This window comes from Undibacterium sp. TC9W, assembly GCF_049339865.1.
GTDB lineage: Bacteria > Pseudomonadota > Gammaproteobacteria > Burkholderiales > Burkholderiaceae_D > Undibacterium.
In genome coordinates this window covers 116,757-138,015 of record NZ_JBMPPJ010000004.1, presented here as the reverse complement: position 1 = coordinate 138,015, position 21,259 = coordinate 116,757, and the positions used below count along the sequence as shown (strand labels likewise).

At 53.3% G+C, this 21,259-nt stretch carries 16 protein-coding genes; 8 read left to right on the top strand and 8 right to left on the bottom strand.

Annotated features, from left to right (window positions below):
* The first annotated feature begins 113 nt into the window (after positions 1-113).
* Entirely contained in the window at positions 114-1,199 is a 1,086-nt protein-coding gene (locus tag ACO0LN_RS06565; protein ID WP_422972104.1) for a hypothetical protein, read from the top strand.
* 1 nt (position 1,200) lies between these two features.
* Here ACO0LN_RS06565 and ACO0LN_RS06560 read toward each other — a convergent pair whose 3' ends face one another.
* The 6 genes from ACO0LN_RS06560 to ACO0LN_RS06535 all read right to left on the bottom strand — a co-directional run bounded on the left by ACO0LN_RS06560 (position 1,201) and on the right by ACO0LN_RS06535 (position 8,888).
* Positions 1,201-1,635 (bottom strand): hypothetical protein, encoded by a 435-nt coding sequence (locus ACO0LN_RS06560; protein WP_422972102.1) that lies wholly within the window; start codon positions 1,633-1,635, stop codon positions 1,201-1,203.
* 31 nt (positions 1,636-1,666) lie between these two features.
* Complete coding sequence (locus ACO0LN_RS06555) at positions 1,667-2,566, bottom strand: EboA domain-containing protein (protein ID WP_422972100.1); 900 nt, start codon at positions 2,564-2,566, stop codon at positions 1,667-1,669.
* A 23-nt stretch (positions 2,567-2,589) separates the two neighbouring features.
* Positions 2,590-3,549 carry a UbiA family prenyltransferase gene (locus ACO0LN_RS06550; RefSeq protein ID WP_422972098.1) on the bottom strand — a complete coding sequence of 320 codons (960 nt, stop codon included), beginning with the start codon at positions 3,547-3,549 and terminating at the stop codon, positions 2,590-2,592.
* Positions 3,546-4,766: a metabolite traffic protein EboE gene (gene eboE, locus ACO0LN_RS06545; protein WP_422972096.1), complete on the bottom strand. Its 1,221-nt coding sequence runs from the start codon at positions 4,764-4,766 to the stop codon at positions 3,546-3,548. The genes ACO0LN_RS06550 and eboE overlap by 4 nt, the downstream gene beginning before the upstream one ends.
* Before the next feature lie 7 nt (positions 4,767-4,773).
* Positions 4,774-6,057 carry a 3-dehydroquinate synthase gene (locus ACO0LN_RS06540; RefSeq protein WP_422972094.1) on the bottom strand — a complete coding sequence of 428 codons (1,284 nt, stop codon included), beginning with the start codon at positions 6,055-6,057 and terminating at the stop codon, positions 4,774-4,776.
* A gap of 152 nt (positions 6,058-6,209) precedes the next feature.
* Positions 6,210-8,888: a ferritin-like domain-containing protein gene (locus ACO0LN_RS06535; protein ID WP_422972092.1), complete on the bottom strand. Its 2,679-nt coding sequence runs from the start codon at positions 8,886-8,888 to the stop codon at positions 6,210-6,212.
* A 363-nt stretch (positions 8,889-9,251) separates the two neighbouring features.
* Between ACO0LN_RS06535 and ACO0LN_RS06530 the strand changes: the two genes are divergently transcribed.
* The 3 genes from ACO0LN_RS06530 to ACO0LN_RS06520 all read left to right on the top strand — a co-directional run bounded on the left by ACO0LN_RS06530 (position 9,252) and on the right by ACO0LN_RS06520 (position 14,719).
* On the top strand, positions 9,252-10,724 hold the full coding sequence (locus ACO0LN_RS06530; protein ID WP_422972090.1) for a nucleotide pyrophosphatase/phosphodiesterase family protein: 1,473 nt from the start codon (positions 9,252-9,254) through the stop codon (positions 10,722-10,724).
* A complete protein-coding gene (locus ACO0LN_RS06525) occupies positions 10,721-11,842 on the top strand; it encodes a TatD family hydrolase (protein WP_422972088.1) in 1,122 nt (373 codons plus the stop codon). Before ACO0LN_RS06530 ends, ACO0LN_RS06525 begins: the two co-directional genes overlap by 4 nt.
* A gap of 102 nt (positions 11,843-11,944) precedes the next feature.
* The gene (locus ACO0LN_RS06520; protein WP_422972086.1) at positions 11,945-14,719 is read left to right on the top strand and encodes a tetratricopeptide repeat protein; all 2,775 of its coding nucleotides are present in this window, start codon (positions 11,945-11,947) and stop codon (positions 14,717-14,719) included.
* 39 nt (positions 14,720-14,758) lie between these two features.
* On the opposite strand, the gene ACO0LN_RS06515 is transcribed toward ACO0LN_RS06520, so the two are convergent.
* The gene (locus ACO0LN_RS06515) at positions 14,759-15,337 is read right to left on the bottom strand and encodes a 5-formyltetrahydrofolate cyclo-ligase (RefSeq protein ID WP_422972084.1); all 579 of its coding nucleotides are present in this window, start codon (positions 15,335-15,337) and stop codon (positions 14,759-14,761) included.
* A gap of 33 nt (positions 15,338-15,370) precedes the next feature.
* Between ACO0LN_RS06515 and ACO0LN_RS06510 the strand changes: the two genes are divergently transcribed.
* The 4 genes from ACO0LN_RS06510 (at position 15,371) to ACO0LN_RS06495 (ending at position 20,106) form a co-directional block, all read left to right on the top strand.
* On the top strand, positions 15,371-17,329 hold the full coding sequence (locus ACO0LN_RS06510; RefSeq protein ID WP_422972082.1) for a transglycosylase SLT domain-containing protein: 1,959 nt from the start codon (positions 15,371-15,373) through the stop codon (positions 17,327-17,329).
* Between the two features lie 18 nt (positions 17,330-17,347).
* Positions 17,348-18,061, top strand: a complete 714-nt coding sequence (locus ACO0LN_RS06505; RefSeq protein ID WP_422972080.1) for a glutathione S-transferase family protein — start codon at positions 17,348-17,350, stop codon at positions 18,059-18,061.
* A 34-nt stretch (positions 18,062-18,095) separates the two neighbouring features.
* Positions 18,096-19,232 carry a multifunctional CCA tRNA nucleotidyl transferase/2'3'-cyclic phosphodiesterase/2'nucleotidase/phosphatase gene (gene cca, locus ACO0LN_RS06500; RefSeq protein ID WP_422972078.1) on the top strand — a complete coding sequence of 379 codons (1,137 nt, stop codon included), beginning with the start codon at positions 18,096-18,098 and terminating at the stop codon, positions 19,230-19,232.
* A 187-nt stretch (positions 19,233-19,419) separates the two neighbouring features.
* Entirely contained in the window at positions 19,420-20,106 is a 687-nt protein-coding gene (locus ACO0LN_RS06495; protein WP_422972076.1) for a GNAT family N-acetyltransferase, read from the top strand.
* Between the two features lie 617 nt (positions 20,107-20,723).
* Here ACO0LN_RS06495 and ACO0LN_RS06490 read toward each other — a convergent pair.
* Positions 20,724-21,227, bottom strand: coding sequence for an Lrp/AsnC family transcriptional regulator (locus ACO0LN_RS06490; protein ID WP_422972074.1), 504 nt, complete (start codon positions 21,225-21,227; stop codon positions 20,724-20,726).
* Positions 21,228-21,259: the final 32 nt, after the last annotated feature.

Sequence of the window (21,259 nt, the reverse complement as noted above, 5' to 3'; positions counted from 1 at the left end):
AAAAATACCAAGATGCAAAGATGCAAATATACATATCATATTGACCACAATTATCTTTTGTGAAACACTGGCCTGTATTGAATTCAACTCAGACTCATCTTCAGGCTCATTACATGGCAAACCCGCTACCCATCGTTGTGCCGCAACTCATGATGCAGCAGCGATGCGCATTCAGCATTGTCTTGCGTGGCCTGAATAATCCGCGCGGCATCAAACTCAAACAAGATGGCAGCCTGTTGCTGGTAGAAGCAGGCAGCGGCGATGCAGGGCAGCCTTTCTCTGGACGACTACTGCAATTCAAACAGGATACTGATGGCGGGTACGCAAGGTGTGAGGTACTTGCTGATGGTTTTCGCTCAATGAATATGCAGGCACGCATGTGCAGGGATGAAATATTTGGACTTGCCGATATTGCCTACGGCGATGGTCGCTGGTTGCTGAGCCAAACTGATTATGTGTCCGGCTCGCGCATACTTGATTTAAGCAGCCTGCCACCACGAGCAATCATCCATAGCCGTGGCAACCTGAATGCACTTTGCTATCATCCGCAAAGGCATAGCTGGCTGACGGTAAAACCAGATACCAACCAGGCGATAGAATTTATTGATGATCAGCCGGAAGCGGTAGTCGGTGTACTGGCAGATTTGTCTGGTGGCCAGCATGCGGTGCCAGTGACTATCATCCTGGATCAAAGCTCAACAACAGATGAGGCTAATCAGCCAGTCTTGATTTCCCTGTTCTCTGGCGAGTTGCAAGGCGATGCCGACAAGATGGGTATCAACTTTGAAAAAGGCGTCAGCCAGATCGTCAGGCTGGACCTTGCTACGGGTGAAGTCAGCACAGTCATAGCGGGCCTGACGCTGGCGACTGGCATGGCATTCACTGAACAAGGACAATTGCTGGTGCTGGAATTATGTGAGGATTTTTTAGAACCCATGCCTGCAAATGCAGTGCCAAAAACTGCCTGGCATGGTGGCTTCAAGCGTTATTCCGGTCGCCTGCTTTGCTTTGATCTGGGCAAGCGCACGGTAACTTGCCTTGCAAGGCATCTGGATACACCATCGAATTTATGCGTGGCAGGCAACACTGTTTTCATCAGCGAAGGGATGGGCCTACCCGGCCGCCCCATCGCCAATGCAGATGGAGAAACCGTGGCTCTCGAAGGCTATGTGCGCAAACTGATATTACCCGTCAATTAATTCAGGCAGACTGCAAACGCGCAGTCAGTTCAGCCAGTTTGGCAGGGAAAGGTGCCTGCGCCACCCAATGTGCCGGATCACCTTCTTTTTGCCAGGCAAAACCAACCACGGCCATGACATCGCCCGCTTTGCTGAGCAGGGGAATGGCAATTGCCGCCTGTGCACCAACAGCCTTGGCACCGGGTCGTATATTGCCACTTTTATCGTCTTGCAGATTACAGGTTTGCACAGGTGTCTTGCTCAACTGCGCGGCACCTGCCATGCCCTTGCCATGACTGACATGGGCGACGATGGCGAGTACTGGCTCGGGTATACGCAAGGCCGCACTCAGGTATAAATCTTCACCGCGCTGTACATGGATAGTACCAGCGGAAGCATCGAGATTGGCGATGCTGTCTTCCAGCCATTGCTGGTGTTCTGTGTTTTTTTCGAACATATTCATTCTCCTCAGTTTATGAGTATTGCTATCAATGTGAATCTTGCAACAGCTCTTGCCAGCTCTGGTCTTTGGCTGCCGTGATCAGATTTTGTTGCTGGCACAGTGAGCGAATCTTGCTGTCATGGGTAGGCAGGCTTTTGGCAATCGCCAGCTTTTCTGCCATGCTGCCTTGTTCAAGCGCACGCAATAATTCTGGTTCACCGAGCAATACCAGTTGTGGTGTTACGCAACGCCATAATTCAGGACTGATGGCTCGTCCTGCTGCCCAGCGTTCATGGGCAAGGTCAATCAGGATAGCGGCCAGGGCAGGATTATTCCTTTGATCCAGGCCTTGTATTGGCCATAGCGGGCTGTCGAGAAAAAAACATTTGACGACCATCTGGTTCCAGGCAGCCTCATCAAACGCCTGCATGGGGTAAGGATTGCGGTGCGCCATTGCTTCAAAAATGGGACGCATGCTGGAGCGTATCGCTTCACGGGCGCGGTGCTCTATCGCCACCGCTGCGGGATACAGCGGAAAGCCGGAATACAGGGCGATCAGTTCATTGATCTCGGCACTGTCAGCGATGCTGTCCAGTTGCATGGCAAATTGCGCTTCATCACCGGCATAGCTGGCGAGTAGGAAAGCCACCCTGGCTGCGATATCGACGCTCCAGGCCGAGGGGTCAAAACCAGGGCGTAGTGCATGCGCTGCGGCCAGTTCATCAGTACTCAAATTCAAATCCTGTTTGCCGAGTTTACGCGAGGCCATGCCCATGGCGCGATATACATCACGCTCCTGTTTCGCGGTACTGATTTGCTGGCATTGCAGGCGGTACCATAGCAAGGCTTCTGGCGTACTGCGTGCGGCTATCCAGATATCGAGTTGCGACAATGCTGCAGCAGTTGGTGTAAGTGCCTGCATTTCTTCTAAAGATGGATGTCTCATGATGGCCGCCTTCAAATGATGGATCAGGTTCCGGGAATGACACGCTGCAAGACCCTGGTCAGGATAAAGGCGCCCAGGCAAAATGCTACCGCGGCAACTCCACCACCAGCAATAGCGATTACCAGTGCATCCAGCAAGGATGTTGCAGCAATCAGTTGCGCTACGGCCCTGGGTACCGAACCTGCCAAATGGCGGGTAATCAATAAACGCACAGCGATAACGTCTGCAACGATCAGGGCCAGCAACATCAGCAAGGCCAGCCCGCCGTCGGCCCAACTGCTGACCGAGCGGCTGCCATACAAAAGCACAGGCAAGGCCAGTATCAGCAAGGGCCACAGGCTGCCAAGACGGTTCAGGCTCTCTTGTTTTGCTGCATAAGTCAGGCCCACCACATGCGCCCAGATAGCCAGTGCTGCCAGCACCACGGTAGTATTGAGCAATACAGTGCTGGTCAGGGACGGTTCAACAGCAGTCTCAACAGCAGTATTCAATTCAACCATCATGACACTGGCGGCGGCAACAAAGTAAACGAGCGCACGACACAGACCCATGATCAGCGGGCTCAGTGGATTGCCCTTGTGCCAGACGTTGTACAGCAGGATGGTGGCAGCCAGTGCGCAGCCACAAACAATGGCCCAGGTGCCGTAATAACTGAGTATGGCAATGCCTGCCACTTGCAGGACAAAGCCTATGGCAAACACTGCCCTGGCGCTGATCTGGCCAGAAGGAATCGGTCGGCCCGGTCTTTCGCGGGCATCTATTTCACGGTCAAAGGCATCATTCAAGTACATGCCCGCACAATAAAAAGCCGATATCGTCAGCATCACCAATAGCGTATGCATGAGGGATAAAGGACGACCAGTAATGCTGCCAGCAACGATGGCACCCGCCAGCACATTGGTCCATACCGTAGGCAGGTTGGATACCCGGCCCAGCCGCAGATAAATACTCATGCGACTGTTATTCATGACTATAGTATTCATGTCAGCAGTTCTTTCATGATAAAGCTCAACTCACGCGCAATGGCGTGAGCCTTGGATTCAGTCTTCAAATGGGCAGGCAAGACATCCCAGGTATAAGTCTCGACTTCCAGATGCCCTGAAAAGCCTTGCTTGCGCAAAGCTCGCAAAGTCGCCAGCAAATCTGCACGGGTTGATCCCAGTGTTGAAGCTTGCTGTTGTTCACTATCCCAGAAAATAGGCACATGGCAGTGCACACGCCATTCACCATCCGCATGTCCAGCCTGGTAAGCTGACAGCGCGGCAGGCAGGTCGGTATAACGTTGTAACTCGTCTTCATTCTGGATCACGACCTGATGCAGATAAACACCGTCATCAAAACGCCGCAATTCACTCAGCAAATCTGCATGCATGACAGGAATGCGCAAGGCACAAGATAACTGTATCTTGGGTATGCGTATGCCGAGAGCGGTGAGGGTCTGCATGGCATGGACGGGGTCTTCAAATTCGACAGCAGCATGACAGACGTCATAGCACACACCCAGATGACGGCGCATCAGGCGCTCAGCTTGCGCTTCTGTGCAGGCCAGCAATGCAGCCAGCTTGCTGATGCTGTCTTTTGCCCATAGCTGGCCGCAGAAAAAAGCGGTGGTCTCGCTCATGGTTTCCAGAAAACAGCAGGGTTCTGGTTCCAGTGCCAGGGCTATGCATTTCCCTGTATCTTGTTCGATTTGGGCCAGTATGGAAACTGCCTGTATGAGCTGATCAACAATTTTCTGTTGTGCATCTGCAGTTTGTGTTTCAGATTTGTAGGCACCAGGGACGGTGGAAATACTACCCTCCATATCATCAGGCAGGAGCTGGCTCAAAATCGTGGCGCATTGCCTGGTGTAGCGCAAACGTTCAGCATCGCGCCAGTCTGGCAGATAAACTTGCTCCTTGACCCTGACGGTGTGAAAAGGCCCATAAGGAAAAGCATTGATGGTGAATACATAGGCACCCAGGTCTTGTAGTTGCGTCTTGAATTGCTGCAAGACTGCTGGCTGGGCCAGGCTGTCAGCCGCAATCGCCGACAGGCGCAGCCCTATGCCGAAGGGCTGGTCTTCAAGCAGCTCCAGCTTTTTCCTGAGTACGGGGATAGTTTCATCAAGACTGCCGCTGATTTCTTCCCAGCTTTCACCCGCATGGATATTCGTGCAGTAAGTCAGGTGCACGTTTTGTGGTGGCAGGGATATCAACATATCAGTCTCAGCCTGCGATTGTGATGGATGCTGCGGTTGATATTGCGGGTGATATTGTTAGCTGTGCGCTTGTTTGCAAGCTTTGCAGCCAGTCTATCGCTGCCCGCACCAGTCCGGCATCCATCTCATGTACTTCTACACCACTGCCTATCGCGGCCAGCAGGGTGATGGTCAATTCGCCACCGAGGTGTTCACGGAATTCTCGCAAGCCTTGCAGCACCAGCAATTCGCCTTGTGCATTCTGTGCCAGTAATTGTGGGTGCCACAAATCAAAACCCAGTTTCGTCAACAAGCGGTGGATGCGCGCATCTTCTCCTGCTGGCAATAAACCTGCGAGACAGGAATAACGGGCATCCAGCGCTAGGCCTATCGCCACCGCCTCGCCATGCGACAGCGCATGTGCAGTCAGGCGTTCAAGTTTGTGGGCGACCCAGTGACCATAATCAAGGGGCCGGGCGGAGCCGCTTTCAAACGGATCACCACCGTGCGCGATCTGGTGCATGTGCAGGCTGGCTGAACGGGCAATGACGTTGTTCAGGATTGCGCTGTCAAATGCGGCCAGTGCGGTTAGCTGTTTTTCCATCATGAGGAAGAAGGCATGGTCACGTATCAGGGCCACCTTGACAGCTTCTGCCAGCCCTGCCCGTTTTTCACGCGCAGGCAGGATATCAATGAAAGCCGCATCATTAATGACCGCCCAGGGTGGTGCGAACGTGCCGATGAGATTTTTCTGCCCCTGCCAGTTGACGGCGTTCTTGACACCGACACCGCTGTCATCCTGCGCCAGCACCGTAGTCGGGAAGCGTATATGGCGCACCCCACGGTGGAAAATCGCAGACGCGTAACCGACTGCATCGAGCACCGCACCGCCACCTATCGCGATGGCATAGGAATGCCGGTCTATCGCCCGCTCTGACAACGCCTGCAATAGTGTTTCTACGAGGGCGGGATCATTTTTGCAGGCTTCGCCACCGGGCATCATGAATATCTCACCTATCAATTCCATCGCTTCATAATGGAAGTTGATATAAGTCAGTATCTGTTCGGCGAGACCAGGCATGGCTCTGGCCACACCCTCATCGAGAAAAATGGCGAGGCGGTGGCGGCGTTGCGGTTCGCGCAAAGTCACAACCGCACGAAAATCAGGATTGGCAATATCAAAGGCATCGCGGGTGGATACCACTGGGAAGGAATAATCGACGCGCACATGTTGCTGTTGCCAGGCACCACGCAAGGCAGATGGTGCCGTCACATCGAGATCGGGCAGCCTGTTGAGTTCAGCCAATTTCACGATAAGTCCTTTTCATGGATATCCACATCCAGTTCACCATCATGCTGTAATTGATTATAAAACTGATATGCATTTATTTGCAAATTTATCAATCCCTCCAAACAACATCGACAATATTGGCAACACTGTCTGGAGGAAACACAAGGGCTCATTCACTCAGGAAAAGGGAGCTGGAAGCTCGGCCCTGCTGTCGTGCCATCGTTCAAACCAGAAGGCGTCTCCATCAATTGCTGCGCTGCCAAACCCAGCGAGAACATCAGGCCAACTGCCTGGCCCAGCTTGTCCGGCTCCCCATTGAAGGCGATGTGCAAGCCATTCAGCAGTGCCTGATAAGTACTGGCAAACTGCTCCTGCAAGATGCGGGCGCGTGAACCCTTGGGATAAACCGCCAGATTAGGGTCATCCATCATCGGCCAGACACCATCAGGGTCAAACGGGATTTTTTCGCCACTATAGGCAAAGCCATGTTCGCTCTTTACAAGGCGATGACCATTGACGATCTCTGCATATTTGTAATAGTGCGACAACTCACCATCGCCATCACCGGGATGACGTGCACTTGCCCCCTCGCCCTGGCGCTTGATTTCATCGATCGCACGGCAGGCATCCGCCAGCGATGTGATGGCGAACAGTTTGCCGGTGCCATGCCATTCCGTGACCTGTTTCTCTGCATTGCCAAAACTGATCTGCCCGGCATTGCTGAGATCCGTCAGGGCTTGTTTGATTTCATCGTAGAACCAGCCTATGGTGTATTTAGAGGTATCAACAGGATCACCTCTCTTGGCGCGATAATGCACGGGCTCTATGGTTTTTTCTGGTTGCTCTATGGACATGAAGGCACGCAACTGGTCTATCGAGCATTTGCGCAGGCGTACATTCAGGTCTGCTCTTAAACCACCCGGCAAGGAGCCAGGATAGACAGGGACGAATTTGGGGCGGTTGAAGCAGGGCTGGCCACCTATGGAGATGAAGAGATTTGATACCAGTGCCATGTGCAACATCTCTTCCATGACCACGCTGCGTATCAGTTGCGCCACCTCGATATTGGCATTTGGCTTGATACTGTAGAGCGCAGTCAAATACGGTGGTATGGTTGCATGCTCAAGTTCTATCGCCTGTTGCAGGGCGCGGTGCAGATCAGGAACAGAATCGAGTTCCATGTAGAGCGGGCTTTCCAGCCACTTCAACAGCATCTCGCGCTTTTTGGTAGAAAGGTCGCGTGTCACTGGCATGTAATTGGGGTCGGATACCGGAGCCTTGAACACATTCTTGAGCGCATAAATCTTGTTCGTCAGACTCGCATAATTCGACAGATCGACGATCTTGTGCATGATGGGATAGAGGTCGGCATATTGCTGGAAGATGGGCCGCACATCACACATCCAGTCTGGTTTGTCAGGTATCGTGTAGCCGCTGAAGACCAGGGCATTCAGCGTCAGTGCGCCATTACCCACGCTGCCCAGCGGCGGTGGCGCACTTCCTATCTGGTAGGTCACGCAATACACCTGGCCATCAATATAGCCGCGTGGATTACCGGGGTCTGTCGCTTTCAGTGTCAATTCTGCCCGGCCATCGCTGCCCGTGGTAATGCTGGTCTGGAAAGCCAGTGCTTCGGTAGGTGTGCCGACTTGTTGTGGGCCCGATACCGGCCCCTGGGTAACCTGGCCTTGCATCGCAGACGGATCATAGCCGAGACTGATCTGGGTATTAGCCAATGGCTGCCCGAAGCTGCTTGCATAAAAATGCACGCTGGTGTTTTCAGGTGGATTAAACCTGAAGACGAAATTGTCTGCCCTCACCCATTGACCATTCGGTGCTTCTGCCAGCAGGGGTTGGGTAGCGTTTTTGACGAGGCCCAGCGGGGTATTACCGGCAGCGGCGAGCTGGGTGCTGCTCAAGGGAATGGAGACTATGCCTGCCGTGCTTTCATACCAGTGCTGCCCTTGGTAATTGACTTCCGCCAGCAATTGCGGCGGGCCATCATTCGGCAGCAAGGCTATAGTCAGGCTGCCAGAATCTGCACGGGCACCGCCCAGTTCTGCGATAGGCAGGCTATTACCCAAATCCAGTGTCAGCACATTGCCGACAATTTGCCCGATGGCGTCATTGGCTGTTTGCCCTGGCACTGCCCACAGGCGGCGGCCAGGCACGAAATGCCGGGGCTCACACGCATCATGCAAGCCTATGCTGCCGACCACACGGCCAAAGGTGAAATTGGGCGAAGACATGGTGTCGTCAAAACTATCGACATTGAACTTGATACTGAAATTGTCTGGCGTTTTATTCTCGGCCAACAACTCTTGCAAGAAGCGCGAAGGTCCGGCCCCGGTGATGCTGATCTGTTCCAGCACTGACTGGTAATAAGCGCAAAAGAATGAATCTGGCTCACCTGGCGGGTAATTGACCCAGATGTCCGCAAACGGCGCGACCGCAAAACGGCTACGGAAACCCATGCCGGAAGCCTCGCTGCCAAGATTGACCGAAAAACCCCAGATCTGAGACACCATCTGCTGTTCACTATCGAGATCAACCAGCTTGCCTTCTACCCTGCTGTCGGTGCCATTCACTGCCAGGCCGATGATGGGATCAAGACTGGGGTCGCTGCAAGTGCTGCCATCCTTATACACCACGCTGGTCACTACGCACTGACGGAAACGCCACGAGCCAGTGCCATTCGGGTTCCACCAGCCATTGCTGGCACCTGGCCCCGGCATCTGGTAGTTCGAACGGAAACGCGCTGTATTGAAATGTTCAGGGTCATTATTGACCGTGGATACATCCGCTTGAAACTGCCCGGCAAAAACCAGACGGGGAAGGCTTAGATAACTCATGGTGACTCCTGGGGTAGATATCAAGTGAATTGACGGGCTTACCTGGGTTTGCCGGGTTTGTCTTGGCGATAATGGTGACGCCTGATAGTGATACTGAGGGCGTTCCGCTAATGCTCGCAGACAACCGCTGTGCCAGCCTGAACAGGCAGCACACAATTACAAATATTGAAACATTAATGCAAAATAATCAATGAATATTTGCAAACAAATGTTGAATTATGATGACATTTCGAAATTATTCAAAAAGAAACATTTTTTACATAAAGCATATTGCAGTAAACGATAGATAAGATAATAATCAGGCAACAAGAGGGACCAGCAAGGAGCAAGACAAGGGCAGGCTTTGCAGCGCAAACCCGTTTCATGCTTACCAAACCTGCCCAACTCAGCCGACCCAGCCACATAGCCAATGAACAAAGATTTGCCATGCAAGCCCAAACCCTGTTGATACTGAATATCGTTGGACTGACACCTCGCCTGATTGGAACCTACACACCAAGGCTAAAGGCTTTTGTTGAACAGGGCAGGCTGCTGCCCCTGCAAACCGTGACACCAGCAGTCACCTGTACCGTACAGGCCAGCATGATGACGGGGTTGCCACCACAACAACATGGCATAGTCGGGAATGGCTGGTTATTCCGAGATCTGGCAGAAATCTGGTTCTGGCGGCAATCAAACAAGCTCATCACCGGAGAAAAAATCTGGGAAGCAGGCAAGGCGCGCGACCCCAGGTTCACTTGCGCAAACCTGTTCTGGTGGTACAACATGGCCTCCAGCCATGACTATGGCATTACGCCCCGGCCTATCTACAAGGCCGATGGCCGCAAGCTGCCCGACTGTTATACAACGCCACCAGAATGGCGCGATGAGCTGAGCCAAAAACTCGGTGCCTTCCCGCTGTTCCAGTTCTGGGGGCCGGCCACCACGATCAAGTCCAGCCGCTGGATAGCTGATGCCGCCAAGCTGGCGATCACGGAAAAAAATCCCACCCTGACCATGGTCTATCTGCCCCACCTTGATTATGACTTGCAGAGACATGGGCCAGACCTGGCAAGCCAGGCGGTACAGCAATCGCTGCGTAATATAGACGAAGTGGCCGGAGACCTGATCGCCCATGCACAACAGGCCGGGCGTCGTGTCATGATACTGTCTGAATATGGCATCACGGCGGTCAATCGCCCGGTGCACCTGAACCGCATACTGCGTGAAGCCGGTTATCTGGTAGTACGCCAGGAAGATGGTGCAGAACTGCTGGACCCGATTGCCTCCAGCGCCTATGCGGTGGCTGACCACCAGTTTGCCCACGTGTATATCTCCAGGCCAGAACTGATTGCGCCGGTGCGCAGGCTGCTGGCCGGGGTCGCTGGTGTAGAAGGTATCTGGGCAGGTAGCGAGCGGACAGAAATAGGGTTGGATCACCCTCGCTCTGGTGAACTGGTCGTCATGGCAGATCAGCGCTCATGGTTCACCTACTATTACTGGCAAGATGATGCGCTGGCGCCTGACTTTGCGCGCACGGTAGACATACACCGCAAACCCGGCTATGACCCGGCTGAATTATTTGTCGATAAAAATATCCGTTTCCCCAAACTCGCCGTTGCATGGCGGCTGGGCAAGCGCCTGCTGGGTTTGCGCAGCCTCATGAATGTCATCGGCCTCGATGCCAGCCTGGTCAAGGGTTCGCACGGCAGGCCGGTGGATGATGTAGCCGATGGCCCCTTGCTGATACTGGATCAGGCAAAGGCCGATGGCGTGAACGAAGTCCACGCGACAGATATCAAGGACATCGCCTTGAAAATCATGTTTAAAGATGCACACTCAGGAGCAGGCAAATGAACGAGAATGGCACCCCCCAAGATAAGTACCCTGGCAACTTCGTCGCCGACAGCACGATAGTCGATGAAATGTTTTCTGACCGTGCCGTCACCTGCCCCTGCTGCAATGGCACGATCACGCCGCAGATGCTGCAAAACCTGCTGGCCCAGGCTGGCCAATTGCAACAGGGCCAGGCAGCCTTCCGTCAATTGCCTAGCGGCGGCAATGGCATGATGATAGACCCGCATGCCCACATGATCGCCCGCACTACCGATGACTATGAAGCCATGGCCAAGGCCGGCATTGTCGCCGTTATAGAACCGGCGTTCTGGCTAGGGCAATTGCGTACCAATGTCGGCAGTTTCATCGATTATTTTTCTACCATCACCGGCTTTGAGCGTTTTCGCGCCGGGCAGTTTGGCATACGCCATTATTGTGCGATAGGTCTCAACCCCAAAGAGGCAAATAACCCGGCACTGGCAGAAGCGGTGCTCGATATCATGCCACGCTACCTAGGCAAGGAAGGTGTGGTCGCACTTGGTGAAATTGGCTACGACGAGCAAACCGAACTCGAAGACAAGGCCCTGCGGGCGCAGATCGCCATGGCAATAGAATTTGAACTGCCCATCATGATACACACGCCGCACCGCGACAAAAAACGCGGTACCACCCGCACCATGGATGTGCTGGAAGAATGCGGCTTCGACCCGGCGCGCTGCGTCATCGACCACAATAATGAAGAAACCGTGCAAGAGGTACTGGACCGTGGTTACTGGTGCGCCTTCACGATCTATCCGTCCACCAAGATGGGTAATGAAAGGCTGGCTGACATCGTCAATCAATATGGCCCTGAGCGCATCATCGTTAATTCGGCCTGTGACTGGGGCGTGTCTGACCCGCTGGCGGTACCCAAATCAGCGCGCCTGATGGCCAGCCGGGGAATTTCTGCCGAGGTGATACATCAGGTCGTGTATGCCAATGCCTTGTCTGTCTATGGGCTGAACCAGGAGATGCAGGAAGTTCACTGGTGCCAGCCTGCCAAGATAGACCAGCGTACCCTGTATAGCGGCAATTCCGTGCTGCGTGGACAGACGCCACGTGTAGATGAAGAAGTCTTGAATCCGGATATTATTCGCTGAGTTGTCCGGGAGCTTGTCATTTGCTGAAGTCGATTTGCCGCCAGTAAGCCTGATTACTGGTTAAAATACCTGAACTTGAGACCAACCAGATGACCAGCTCCCATGTTGAAATGGCTTAAAAACACTTTTTCAAAGTCAACAGAAACTTCCCAGCAACGATCTGTAGAAACCGCAGTTGAGCAACATGCTCAGGCACCTGCGCCAACATCTCCGACAGAACAGGCTGCGCCTGCTGCATCAACAGTCGTCACCATGGTTGAGGGCGACCAGAATGCGCTAATCGTTGCCTACCAAAAACTGGCCCTGGACCCGGCAGAAAACCTGCCCGCCGATATCCTGGCTGACAAGTTGTATGAAAAAATGCTGTTGCCAGAGGCGGAAGCAGTGTATCGCCTGGTGTTAAAGGCCAGGCCAGAATCGCTGGAAACCTGGACCAATCTGGGCTTGACCCTGGATGGGCAGTCACGCTCTGCCGAGGCGATACCGTGTTACCAGCACGTCATTGCAAAAGATCCTGGTAATACGATTGCTCATTTCAATCTTGCGGTCAGCCTGTCATTGCTGGGAAAAAATCCTGAGGCTGAGCAGGCTTATCTGCGCGCACTGGAAATCAATCCCCAAATGACGCATGCGCATTTCAACCTCGGCATACTTTTCCAGCAGCGCGACCATTTTAGCGGAGCCATCCATCACTATGAAGAGCTGCTGAAACTGGAACCACAACATTACTACGCCTATTGCAACCTCGGCATGATACTTGCCAGCCAGGGCCGCATGGCAGAGGCAGAATCCCGTTTCCAAAAGGCGATTGCTGCGCAACCTGAATTGTTCAATGCAGATTTATTCCTGATCAATCTGTACCAGCAGCAAGGCAGGCAGGCTGATGCAGAGACCCTGCTCAAGAATCTCTACCAGCGCCAGCCTGAGAATACCAATGCGCGTGACAGCTTGCTGAATCTGTACATGCAACAAAGGCGTTTTGCTGATGCTGCCAATATTTATAAGCAGATGCTGAAGCAGGCACCGGCAGAGCCAATTCATCACTACAACCTGGCCGTCGTACTCAAGGAACAAGGCCTGGTTGATGAAGCCTTACAGCATTATCAGCAGGCAGTACAACTCAAGCCCGACTTTACCGAAGCGTACTGTAATCTTGGTGTCGTCTTGCAAGAGCAAGGTAAATTGAAAGAGGCGCAAGCCAGTTATGAGCGCTGCCTGGAATGCAATCCCTGCTTCAGCATAGCCTTGAGCAATCTTGCGCACATTTACAGCGGCAGCGGAAAGTTTGCACAGGCAGAAACAAATTATCGCAAGGCACTGACGCTGGAACCGGGCAATGCAGACCACCACGGCAACCTGGGAAGTTTGCTATACCAGCAAAATCGCTATGCCGAAGCCGAAGCCAGTTTTCAACAGGCACTGAAACTCAATCCCAATTCCTTTAACGCCCTGCACGATTATGGCAAGCTGCACATGCACTTCAGCCGTCAGACAGCAGCGCACCAGTGCTTTGAGCAGGCGATCAAACTCAAGCCGGATTTTGCCGATGCCTACAATAGCCTGGGTGCCCTGTTTGATGACCAGGGCATGATTCCCGAAGCAGTAAATGCCTATCGCCAGGCACTGGAATACCGCCCGAATTTTTCTGAAGCCTATGGCAATTTGCTGTTTGCCCTGAACTATCACCCAGACCTGAGTGCAGAAGATATTTTTGCCGCTTACCGTGAATATGAACAGCGCTTTGCCGCACCGCTGTATCAGTTGCAGCGACCCCATGCGAATAACAAGACCACTGAGCGCCGTCTGAAGATAGGCTATGTTTCACCAGACTTGCGCCGCCACCCGGTACAGCATTTCCTTGAACCGCTGATGGCGCATCATGACAAAAACCAGTTTGAAGTTTATGCCTATTCTGAATTGCTGACTGAAGATGCAGTGTCAGAGCGCTATCGCAGCTACGCCGATCATTGGATACCTACGACAAATTTAAATGATGACGCACTGGCAGACCGAATCCGTGCAGATGGCATCGATATCCTGATAGATCTGGCCGGGCATACCAGCAATAACCGCCTGCGCGTATTTGCCCGCAAACCTGCGCCGGTATCCCTGTCCTGGCTAGGCTTTGGGTACACGACCGGCTTGCAGGCTATCGATTATTTCCTGGCAGATTCATCTACCGCCCCTTACCGGACGGAAGCGCTGTTTGCTGAAAAAATCTGGCGTGTCGATAGCCCGGTGTTTGCCTACAGACCCAAGGAAGGCATGGGCGCAGTCTCCAGTCTGCCAGCCCTCAAGAATGGCTATATCACGCTGGGCACCTTAAGCCGCGCAGTGCGCATCAACCATAAAGTCATAAGTACCTGGGCAAAAATATTGCAACGACTGGAAAACGCCAGGCTGGTGATAGACAGTAGCAACTTCAGCGATGCGGCCACGCGCAAGGCCATGGAAGACAAATTTGTTGCCCTGGGCATAGACACGAGCCGTCTGCAAATTGGTGTACATAGCCCGCCATGGGATGTGCTCAGGGGCATGGATATAGGCCTGGATTGCTTCCCGCATAATTCTGGCACGACTCTGTTTGAAACCCTGTATATGGGTGTGCCTTTTGTAAGCCTGCTGGGTAGGCCAGGTGTTGGTGGCATAGGGGCCAGCATACTGGAAGGACTGGGGCGGCCAGAATGGATAGCCCGCACAGAAGATGAATATGTAGAAAAAGTCGTCAGCCTGGCATCGAACCCAGATTACCTGAGCACCCTCCGCATGAGCCAGCGCAGCCAGATGCAAAACAGCAGGCTCATGGATGAAACCGGCTTTTGCCGCAAGGTGGAAGCAGCTTACCGTTCCATGTGGCAAACCTGGTGTGAGAAATAAAACTGAAAATAAAACTGAAAATAGAACTGAATACGGGGCCTAAGCCCTGATGATGAAATCCATCGCAATATCATGCGGCTCTGAGGCAAATTCAGCCTCGGTGCAGGCATAGGCAATCCCTATCGCCACAGGGCGTGGGCTGGAGGCCAGAGTACGGTCATAAAAGCCGCCGCCATAACCCAGGCGATAGCCTGCTGCATTCCAGCCCAGACAGGGAATGATCAGGACAGGCGGCTGGCTGACCAGCCTGCCATGGGCAGGAATGGTGAGGCCATAACTATCGATCGCCATGGCATCTCCGGCTTGCCAGTCAAGAAAACTCAAAGCCATGTCCTTGCCCGTCACCAGTGGCAAGGCCAGGCGCAAGCCACTGGCCTGTAATTCTCGATAGTAAGTACGCAAATCCGGTTCCGCCTGTATCGGCCAATATACGCCCAGGCTGGCTGACCGGTTTTGCTGACACCATGCAAGTAATTGCCTTCCTATCTCTGCATCCAGCACCTGCTTTTGTTCTGCCGTGATCTCCTGGCGTTTTTTACGCAGGAGCTTGCGCAATTCGGAGCGACTTTGCGCTGTTTCAATGCTGAGTTTGTGTGCGCTATTCTTGGGCTGTGTCATACTGTCAGAAATGTAATCTCAAACTGTCAAAAGATGTCTGTGAAAAAAAGTTTAGCTAGTCTTGGCCTGATGATCTTAGCAGGTTTTGCAACAAGTCCTTTCGCCTATGCAACGCCAGCGAAGAGGAGCCTGATTGCCAATGATGATGACCGTTTCATGGCGCTGCGCGATGCCTCCATGCATGATGACGCTGCCAGCGTCGAGCAATATGCGGCGGCGCTGAAGAATTATGACATTCCTTCCTACATCGATTATTACCGCATACGCTCGCGTCTGGTAAAAACCAGCAATAGTGAATTCCGTGAATTTATTAGCAAGTATGAAGGCAGTGCCATCGCTGATCGCCTGCGTAATGACTGGCTGCTCATGTTGGGCAGGCGTGGTGAGTGGGACTTGTTTGATCAGCAATATCCGCAATTTGTAGTTGCCGATGATAATCAGCTGCGCTGCTATTCCCTGTTATCGAAGGCAAACAAACAGCAAAAAGTGGCAACAGAAGCACGCAATTTGCTCAATAGTCCGCGTGACTATGGCGAAGGCTGTTATGCGCTGGTGACTTATCTGTCTGCTAACGGGCAATTCAACCAGTACGATTTATGGGCGCAAATGCGCATGGCGGCAGAAAACGGTGCCATCCCCCTGGCGCAACGTATAGGCAAGTTACTTAATCTACCAGAAAAACAAGTCGCAGAAGTCATCGACAAACCTGCCGGCCTGTTGAAAAAAGCACCGGATGCCGGCCATGCAGCACATGAGCTTTACCTGATTGCCCTTGGCCGCCTTGCCAAAACTGATCACGAGCAGGCTGCAGCCACCCTCAGCCGTCATACGGCCCTGTTCACTGACAATGAAAAAGCCCTGGGTTGGGCGCAAATCGCCATGCAAGCTGCACTGAAGCTGGAGCCAGAAGCTTTAGGCTACTGGCAAAAAAGCGAAGGCGCACCGCTGACGCTGGAAGCCTATCAATGGCGCACCCGCACTGCCTTGCGTGAACTGGACTGGAAACTGGTGAAATCCAGCATCACCGCCATGCCTGCCAGCCTCAGGAGTGAACCAACCTGGGTCTATTGGTATGGCCGCGCCCTGAAGGCAGAAGGCAAGAATGAAGAAGCACGTCAACAGTTTGCCAGCATCGCAGATCAACTCCATTTTTACGGGCAGCTTGCGCTCGAAGAGCAGGGTCAGAAAATCGGTTTGCCCGCCACAGTCAAGCCTGTGACACCAGAAGAACTGGCACCGATGGAAAAAAATCCCAACCTGCAAAGAGCCTTGAGATTTTATGCCATGAATTTGCGCTTTGAAGGCACGCGTGAGTGGAATTGGGAATTGCGCAAGATGAGCGAACGCCAGCATCTGGCGGCGGCGGAACTGGCAAGACAAAACAATTTGCTCGACCGCATGGTGAATACTTCGGACCGTACCAAGGGTGAACTGGATTTCAGCCAGCGCTACCCTACCCCGTTCAATGACAGCATGTACAAGACTACCCAGGCACTCGGTATGGACATGGCCTGGGTGTATGGCTTGATACGCCAGGAATCACGCTTCATCATGAATGCCAAGTCCCATGTGGGTGCCTCTGGTCTCATGCAACTGATGCCAGCGACAGCGCGTTATGTTGCCAAGAAAATTGGTCTGGGTAACTTTGTGCCCAACCAGGTCAATGATGTGGAAACCAATATCGCCCTCGGCACAAATTACCTGAACATGGTCCTGACTGACCTAGGTGGCTCGCAAGCACTGGCGTCAGCTGCTTATAATGCAGGCCCTGGCCGCCCGCGTGCCTGGCGTTCCAAGCTCAGCAAGCCGGTGGAGGGGGCAATTTTCGCCGAGACTATTCCCTTCAATGAAACCCGTGGCTATGTCAAAAACGTCTTGTCGAATGCGACTTACTACGCCGCCCTGTTTGAGAAAAAACCACAATCACTGAAGACACGCCTGGGCGTCGTCGTGCCCAAGGGCATGACTGCTGGCGACCCTGATCTTCCTTAATTTTCAAGTGTAGACATCATGCAAGATACAGAAATGCAACCCGCCCTGGCCGCCCTGCTGGACCAGCACCGTGCCGGTTTGCGACTGGTGATAGGCAATAAAAATTATTCCTCCTGGTCCATGCGCCCATGGGTGCTGATGAAGGCCTTTGGCATTCCGTTTGAAGAAATACGCATCATACTGAACCAGCCGGATACCACCAACCGCATTGCCGAATATTCAGCCGCTGGCCGCGTACCTGTCTTGCTGGCAGGTGAAATCACTATCTGGGATTCGCTGGCAATCTGCGAATACCTGGCCGAGCAATTCTCCATACTCAACCTGTGGCCGGAAGATGTCGCCGCAAGAGCGACCGCCCGCAGCATCTGTGCCGAAATGCATTCCGGTTTTTCTTCGCTGCGCTTTGACATGCCCATGAATATCCGTGCCGACCTGTTTGGCAAGGGCCGTACCATAGGTTCACAGGCTGACATAGGCCGCATCTGCGAAATCTGGGAAGATTGCCTGGCCCTGTATGGTGCGCATGAATTCCTGTTCGGCGCATTCTCGATTGCCGATGCCTACTTCGCACCGGTCGTCATGCGTTTCCGCACCTATGGCGTGTCGCTGGCCCCTGCGCTGCAAGCCTATGCTGACCGCGTCATTGCCCATCCGGCGGTAACCCTGTGGGTCAGAGAAGCCTTGATGGAAACCGAAAACATGCCTGGCCATGACAATCGCCATGGCGATTAAGCAATAGCTGCATGAAGACATCGATGAAGACATGATGAAAACATACATCGTAGGCGGCGCCGTGCGCGATGCCTTGCTCGGCTTCCCGGTGCAAGACCGCGATTTCGTCGTCGTCGGTGCTACTCCTGAAGACATGCTGGCCCAGGGTTACCTGCCGGTAGGCAAGGACTTTCCGGTATTTCTGCATCCCAAAACCCATGAAGAATACGCACTGGCCCGTACTGAACGCAAGACGGCTGCGGGTTACAAGGGCTTTGTCTTTCATACCGATGCAGAAGTCACACTGGAACAGGACCTGATACGCCGCGACCTCAGCATCAATGCGATGGCGCAGGATGATGACGGCAATATCATCGACCCTTATGGCGGCGTGCAAGATATCAAAAACCGCGTATTCCGCCATGTATCGATGGCATTTTGCGAAGACCCGGTACGCATACTGCGTCTGGCCCGCTTTGCCGCCCGCTTTGCCATGCCACCGCAAGACTTTAGCGTCGCAGAAGAAACCACAGCACTGATGCAAAGCATGGTCGCTGCCGGTGAGGTCGATGCGCTGGTGGCTGAGCGGGTGTGGCAGGAAATTTCGCGTGGCCTGATGGAAGCCCGTCCTTCACGCATGTTCGACGTCTTGCGCAGTTGCGGCGCACTGCAGCGCTTGTTGCCGGAAATTGATGCCTTGCCAGAAGCGCAAATGCAGCGTCTCATGCAGTTACTCGATGCCGGTGCCCAGGCAAATTTGGCCCTGCATCTGCGCTATGCCGTGCTCTTGCATGATTTGCCAGGCAAGCTCGTTGATGGCATCTGCCAGCGCCTCAAAGTCCCGGCTGAATGCCGTGATCTTGCCGTCATGCTGGCACGTGAGCATATACATATCGCGCAAGCAGCGAGCCTGTCTGCGGCAGATACCGTCGATTTATTCGGACGCTGCGATGCCTACCGCAAACCCCAGCGATTCCTCGAACTATTGCATGCAGCAGCCTGCCTGTATGCCCGGCCGGAACAACCATATGCACCACTAGCCAGCCTGAGCAAGTCGCTGGAGGCTGTACAGCAAGTCAATGGCGGCGAGATTGCCAGTTTGCATACCAGCACCCCGGCACAAATTCCGGTAGCGATACGGGCAGCCAGAATAGCTGCACTGGAAGCCATGAATAAGCAGATAAATAAGTAAATAAATAAGTAGGTAAATAAGAAACATGAAAAGCCCGGCCAGCGTCTGACTTCATTCCGGTTTCATTCCGGCTCCACTGAACGGAATAGAAGGTTTATTCTCAAAAACCGGGCTTTTCTGGAATAATCAGGGCAGATCATCTACAATGCATTGTGCAGTGCACAAAAGCTACCCATAAGGAGCTGATATGAATGCGTCTGATATGTTTCCTGAAGATCCCAAACACTTGCTCGACTCCTCCAACAAGCCCTCCAAGCCCACTATTTTTGTCAAGGAATTGTCAGAAAAAGACCGGCACCGCATCATGAAACACTTTCTCGGCCTCGAAGAAAGTGACCGCCTGCTACGCTTTGGCACCTACCTGCCCGACGCGATGGTAGAAAAATATGTCGATGGCATAGACTTTTCCCGCGACAAGGTATTTGGCGTCATCAGTCACAGCTTCAATATCGTGGGGGTTGGCCATCTCGCCTATGCTCCCCGCAGTGAAGACGATGAGCACACCGACAAGGACAAGGTCGCAGAATTTGGCGTCTCCGTCTCAGGTAATGCACGCGGCAAGGGCATAGGCTCCAAGCTGTTTGAACGCGGTGCCATCCACTGCCGCAATGATGATGTTGATACCCTATACATGCATTGCCTGTCGTCGAACCAGACCATGATACACATCGCCAAGAAGGCGGGCATGGAAATCCACCGCGCCTATGGCGAAGCCGACGCCTACCTCAAGCTCATGCCAGCCGACGCAGCCAGCATGCTCAAAGAAGCCATGCAGGAGCAGGTCGCCGCGATAGATTACAGCATCAAGGCGAATACCCGTGCTGCGGCAAAATGGCTGAGGCATTTGCCGGGGATACGGGATAAATCGAAGTAAGCTTTCAAACTGGGTTGCAGATCGTAAGACCTCTCAACACAGAGACACAGAGTCACAGAGAAATTCAGGAGAAAAGCAAAATTTGATTTCTCTGTGCATCAATTGTCGAGTAACTAATATCAAAAAAATCTGAGTGCAAGTCGCATTGACGTTGCTTTTGACTTTTGCCGTTCCCGTGTGTCGGCGCCGTTTGTGCTGTACAGAAAATGGAAAAAGAAGGACCGCTGTTTGAGGTGTAGCAGGGGCTTCGTGGTGCATGTACCACGCCTGCGTAACGGCAATCGCTTGCAAGCGATTGTGCGCCCTGCAAGGGTAGCGAGTTTCGGGCCTTCCCATTTTTTGTACTGCACAAACGGGAACCCCCTTCAGGGGGCGACGACGCCTGGGTCGCCTTTCTTTGAATTCTTTCTTTGGCGACGCAAAGAAAGAATTTCGGCTGCCGGGCCGAGACCCGGCTTGTATCCACGAAGGGCAATCGCTTTAATCAAAGTACGGCAATGCAACGAACGCCGCTGGAGCGCCAGCCCGGTAGCCTACTGCCTGCTAAGGAGCGACGATTTGAAGGCTAACTATATTAAGGATGTCGCTGCAATCACACTCATCCAAACACCTAGCCCTTATACCCCAACCACCACCGGCAATGCCGTCGTATCCTTAATCTGCTGCAAGGCAAAGCTGGACTTTACATCCAGCACGGCAGGATGACGTAACAGCGTCTCCATCATGAAGCGTGAAAAGTGGTTCATGTCTTCCACATGCACGCGCAAGAGATAGTCCATTTCCCCGGTCATCGCATAACAGGCCACCACCTCGGGCCACTGTCCTACCGAGGCCGAGAAGTCATCGCGCGGCGAGCGTGATGCGCCCTTGCCAGGGGCATCACTATGCTTTTCCAGGCGCACATTGACGTAGGCGAGCAAACCCAGGCCTATCTTGGCGGGTTCCAGCAAGGCTACATATTTGCGGATGACACCGCTGTCTTCGAGGCGCTTGATGCGGCGCAGGCAGGGCGAGGGCGAGAGATTGACGCGTTCGGCCACCTCCTGATTGGTCAGTCTGCCATCGGCCTGCAAAATCGCCAGTATCTTGCGGTCAATCTTGTCCAATTCAATTTCAAGCATAATCTGCCCCATATCAAATAATTTAAGCAATA

Coding starts and splice junctions, on each gene's coding strand:
- ACO0LN_RS06565 (WP_422972104.1), top strand. CDS start 114: ATGGCAAACCCGCTACCCATCGTTGTGCCGCAACTCATGATGCAGCAG.
- ACO0LN_RS06560 (WP_422972102.1), bottom strand. CDS start 1,635: ATGTTCGAAAAAAACACAGAACACCAGCAATGGCTGGAAGACAGCATC.
- ACO0LN_RS06555 (WP_422972100.1), bottom strand. CDS start 2,566: ATGAGACATCCATCTTTAGAAGAAATGCAGGCACTTACACCAACTGCT.
- ACO0LN_RS06550 (WP_422972098.1), bottom strand. CDS start 3,549: ATGAATACTATAGTCATGAATAACAGTCGCATGAGTATTTATCTGCGG.
- eboE (WP_422972096.1), bottom strand. CDS start 4,766: ATGTTGATATCCCTGCCACCACAAAACGTGCACCTGACTTACTGCACG.
- ACO0LN_RS06535 (WP_422972092.1), bottom strand. CDS start 8,888: ATGAGTTATCTAAGCCTTCCCCGTCTGGTTTTTGCCGGGCAGTTTCAA.
- ACO0LN_RS06530 (WP_422972090.1), top strand. CDS start 9,252: ATGCTTACCAAACCTGCCCAACTCAGCCGACCCAGCCACATAGCCAAT.
- ACO0LN_RS06525 (WP_422972088.1), top strand. CDS start 10,721: ATGAACGAGAATGGCACCCCCCAAGATAAGTACCCTGGCAACTTCGTC.
- ACO0LN_RS06520 (WP_422972086.1), top strand. CDS start 11,945: ATGTTGAAATGGCTTAAAAACACTTTTTCAAAGTCAACAGAAACTTCC.
- ACO0LN_RS06515 (WP_422972084.1), bottom strand. CDS start 15,337: ATGACACAGCCCAAGAATAGCGCACACAAACTCAGCATTGAAACAGCG.
- ACO0LN_RS06510 (WP_422972082.1), top strand. CDS start 15,371: ATGTCTGTGAAAAAAAGTTTAGCTAGTCTTGGCCTGATGATCTTAGCA.
- ACO0LN_RS06505 (WP_422972080.1), top strand. CDS start 17,348: ATGCAAGATACAGAAATGCAACCCGCCCTGGCCGCCCTGCTGGACCAG.
- cca (WP_422972078.1), top strand. CDS start 18,096: ATGAAAACATACATCGTAGGCGGCGCCGTGCGCGATGCCTTGCTCGGC.
- ACO0LN_RS06495 (WP_422972076.1), top strand. CDS start 19,420: ATGAATGCGTCTGATATGTTTCCTGAAGATCCCAAACACTTGCTCGAC.
- ACO0LN_RS06490 (WP_422972074.1), bottom strand. CDS start 21,227: ATGCTTGAAATTGAATTGGACAAGATTGACCGCAAGATACTGGCGATT.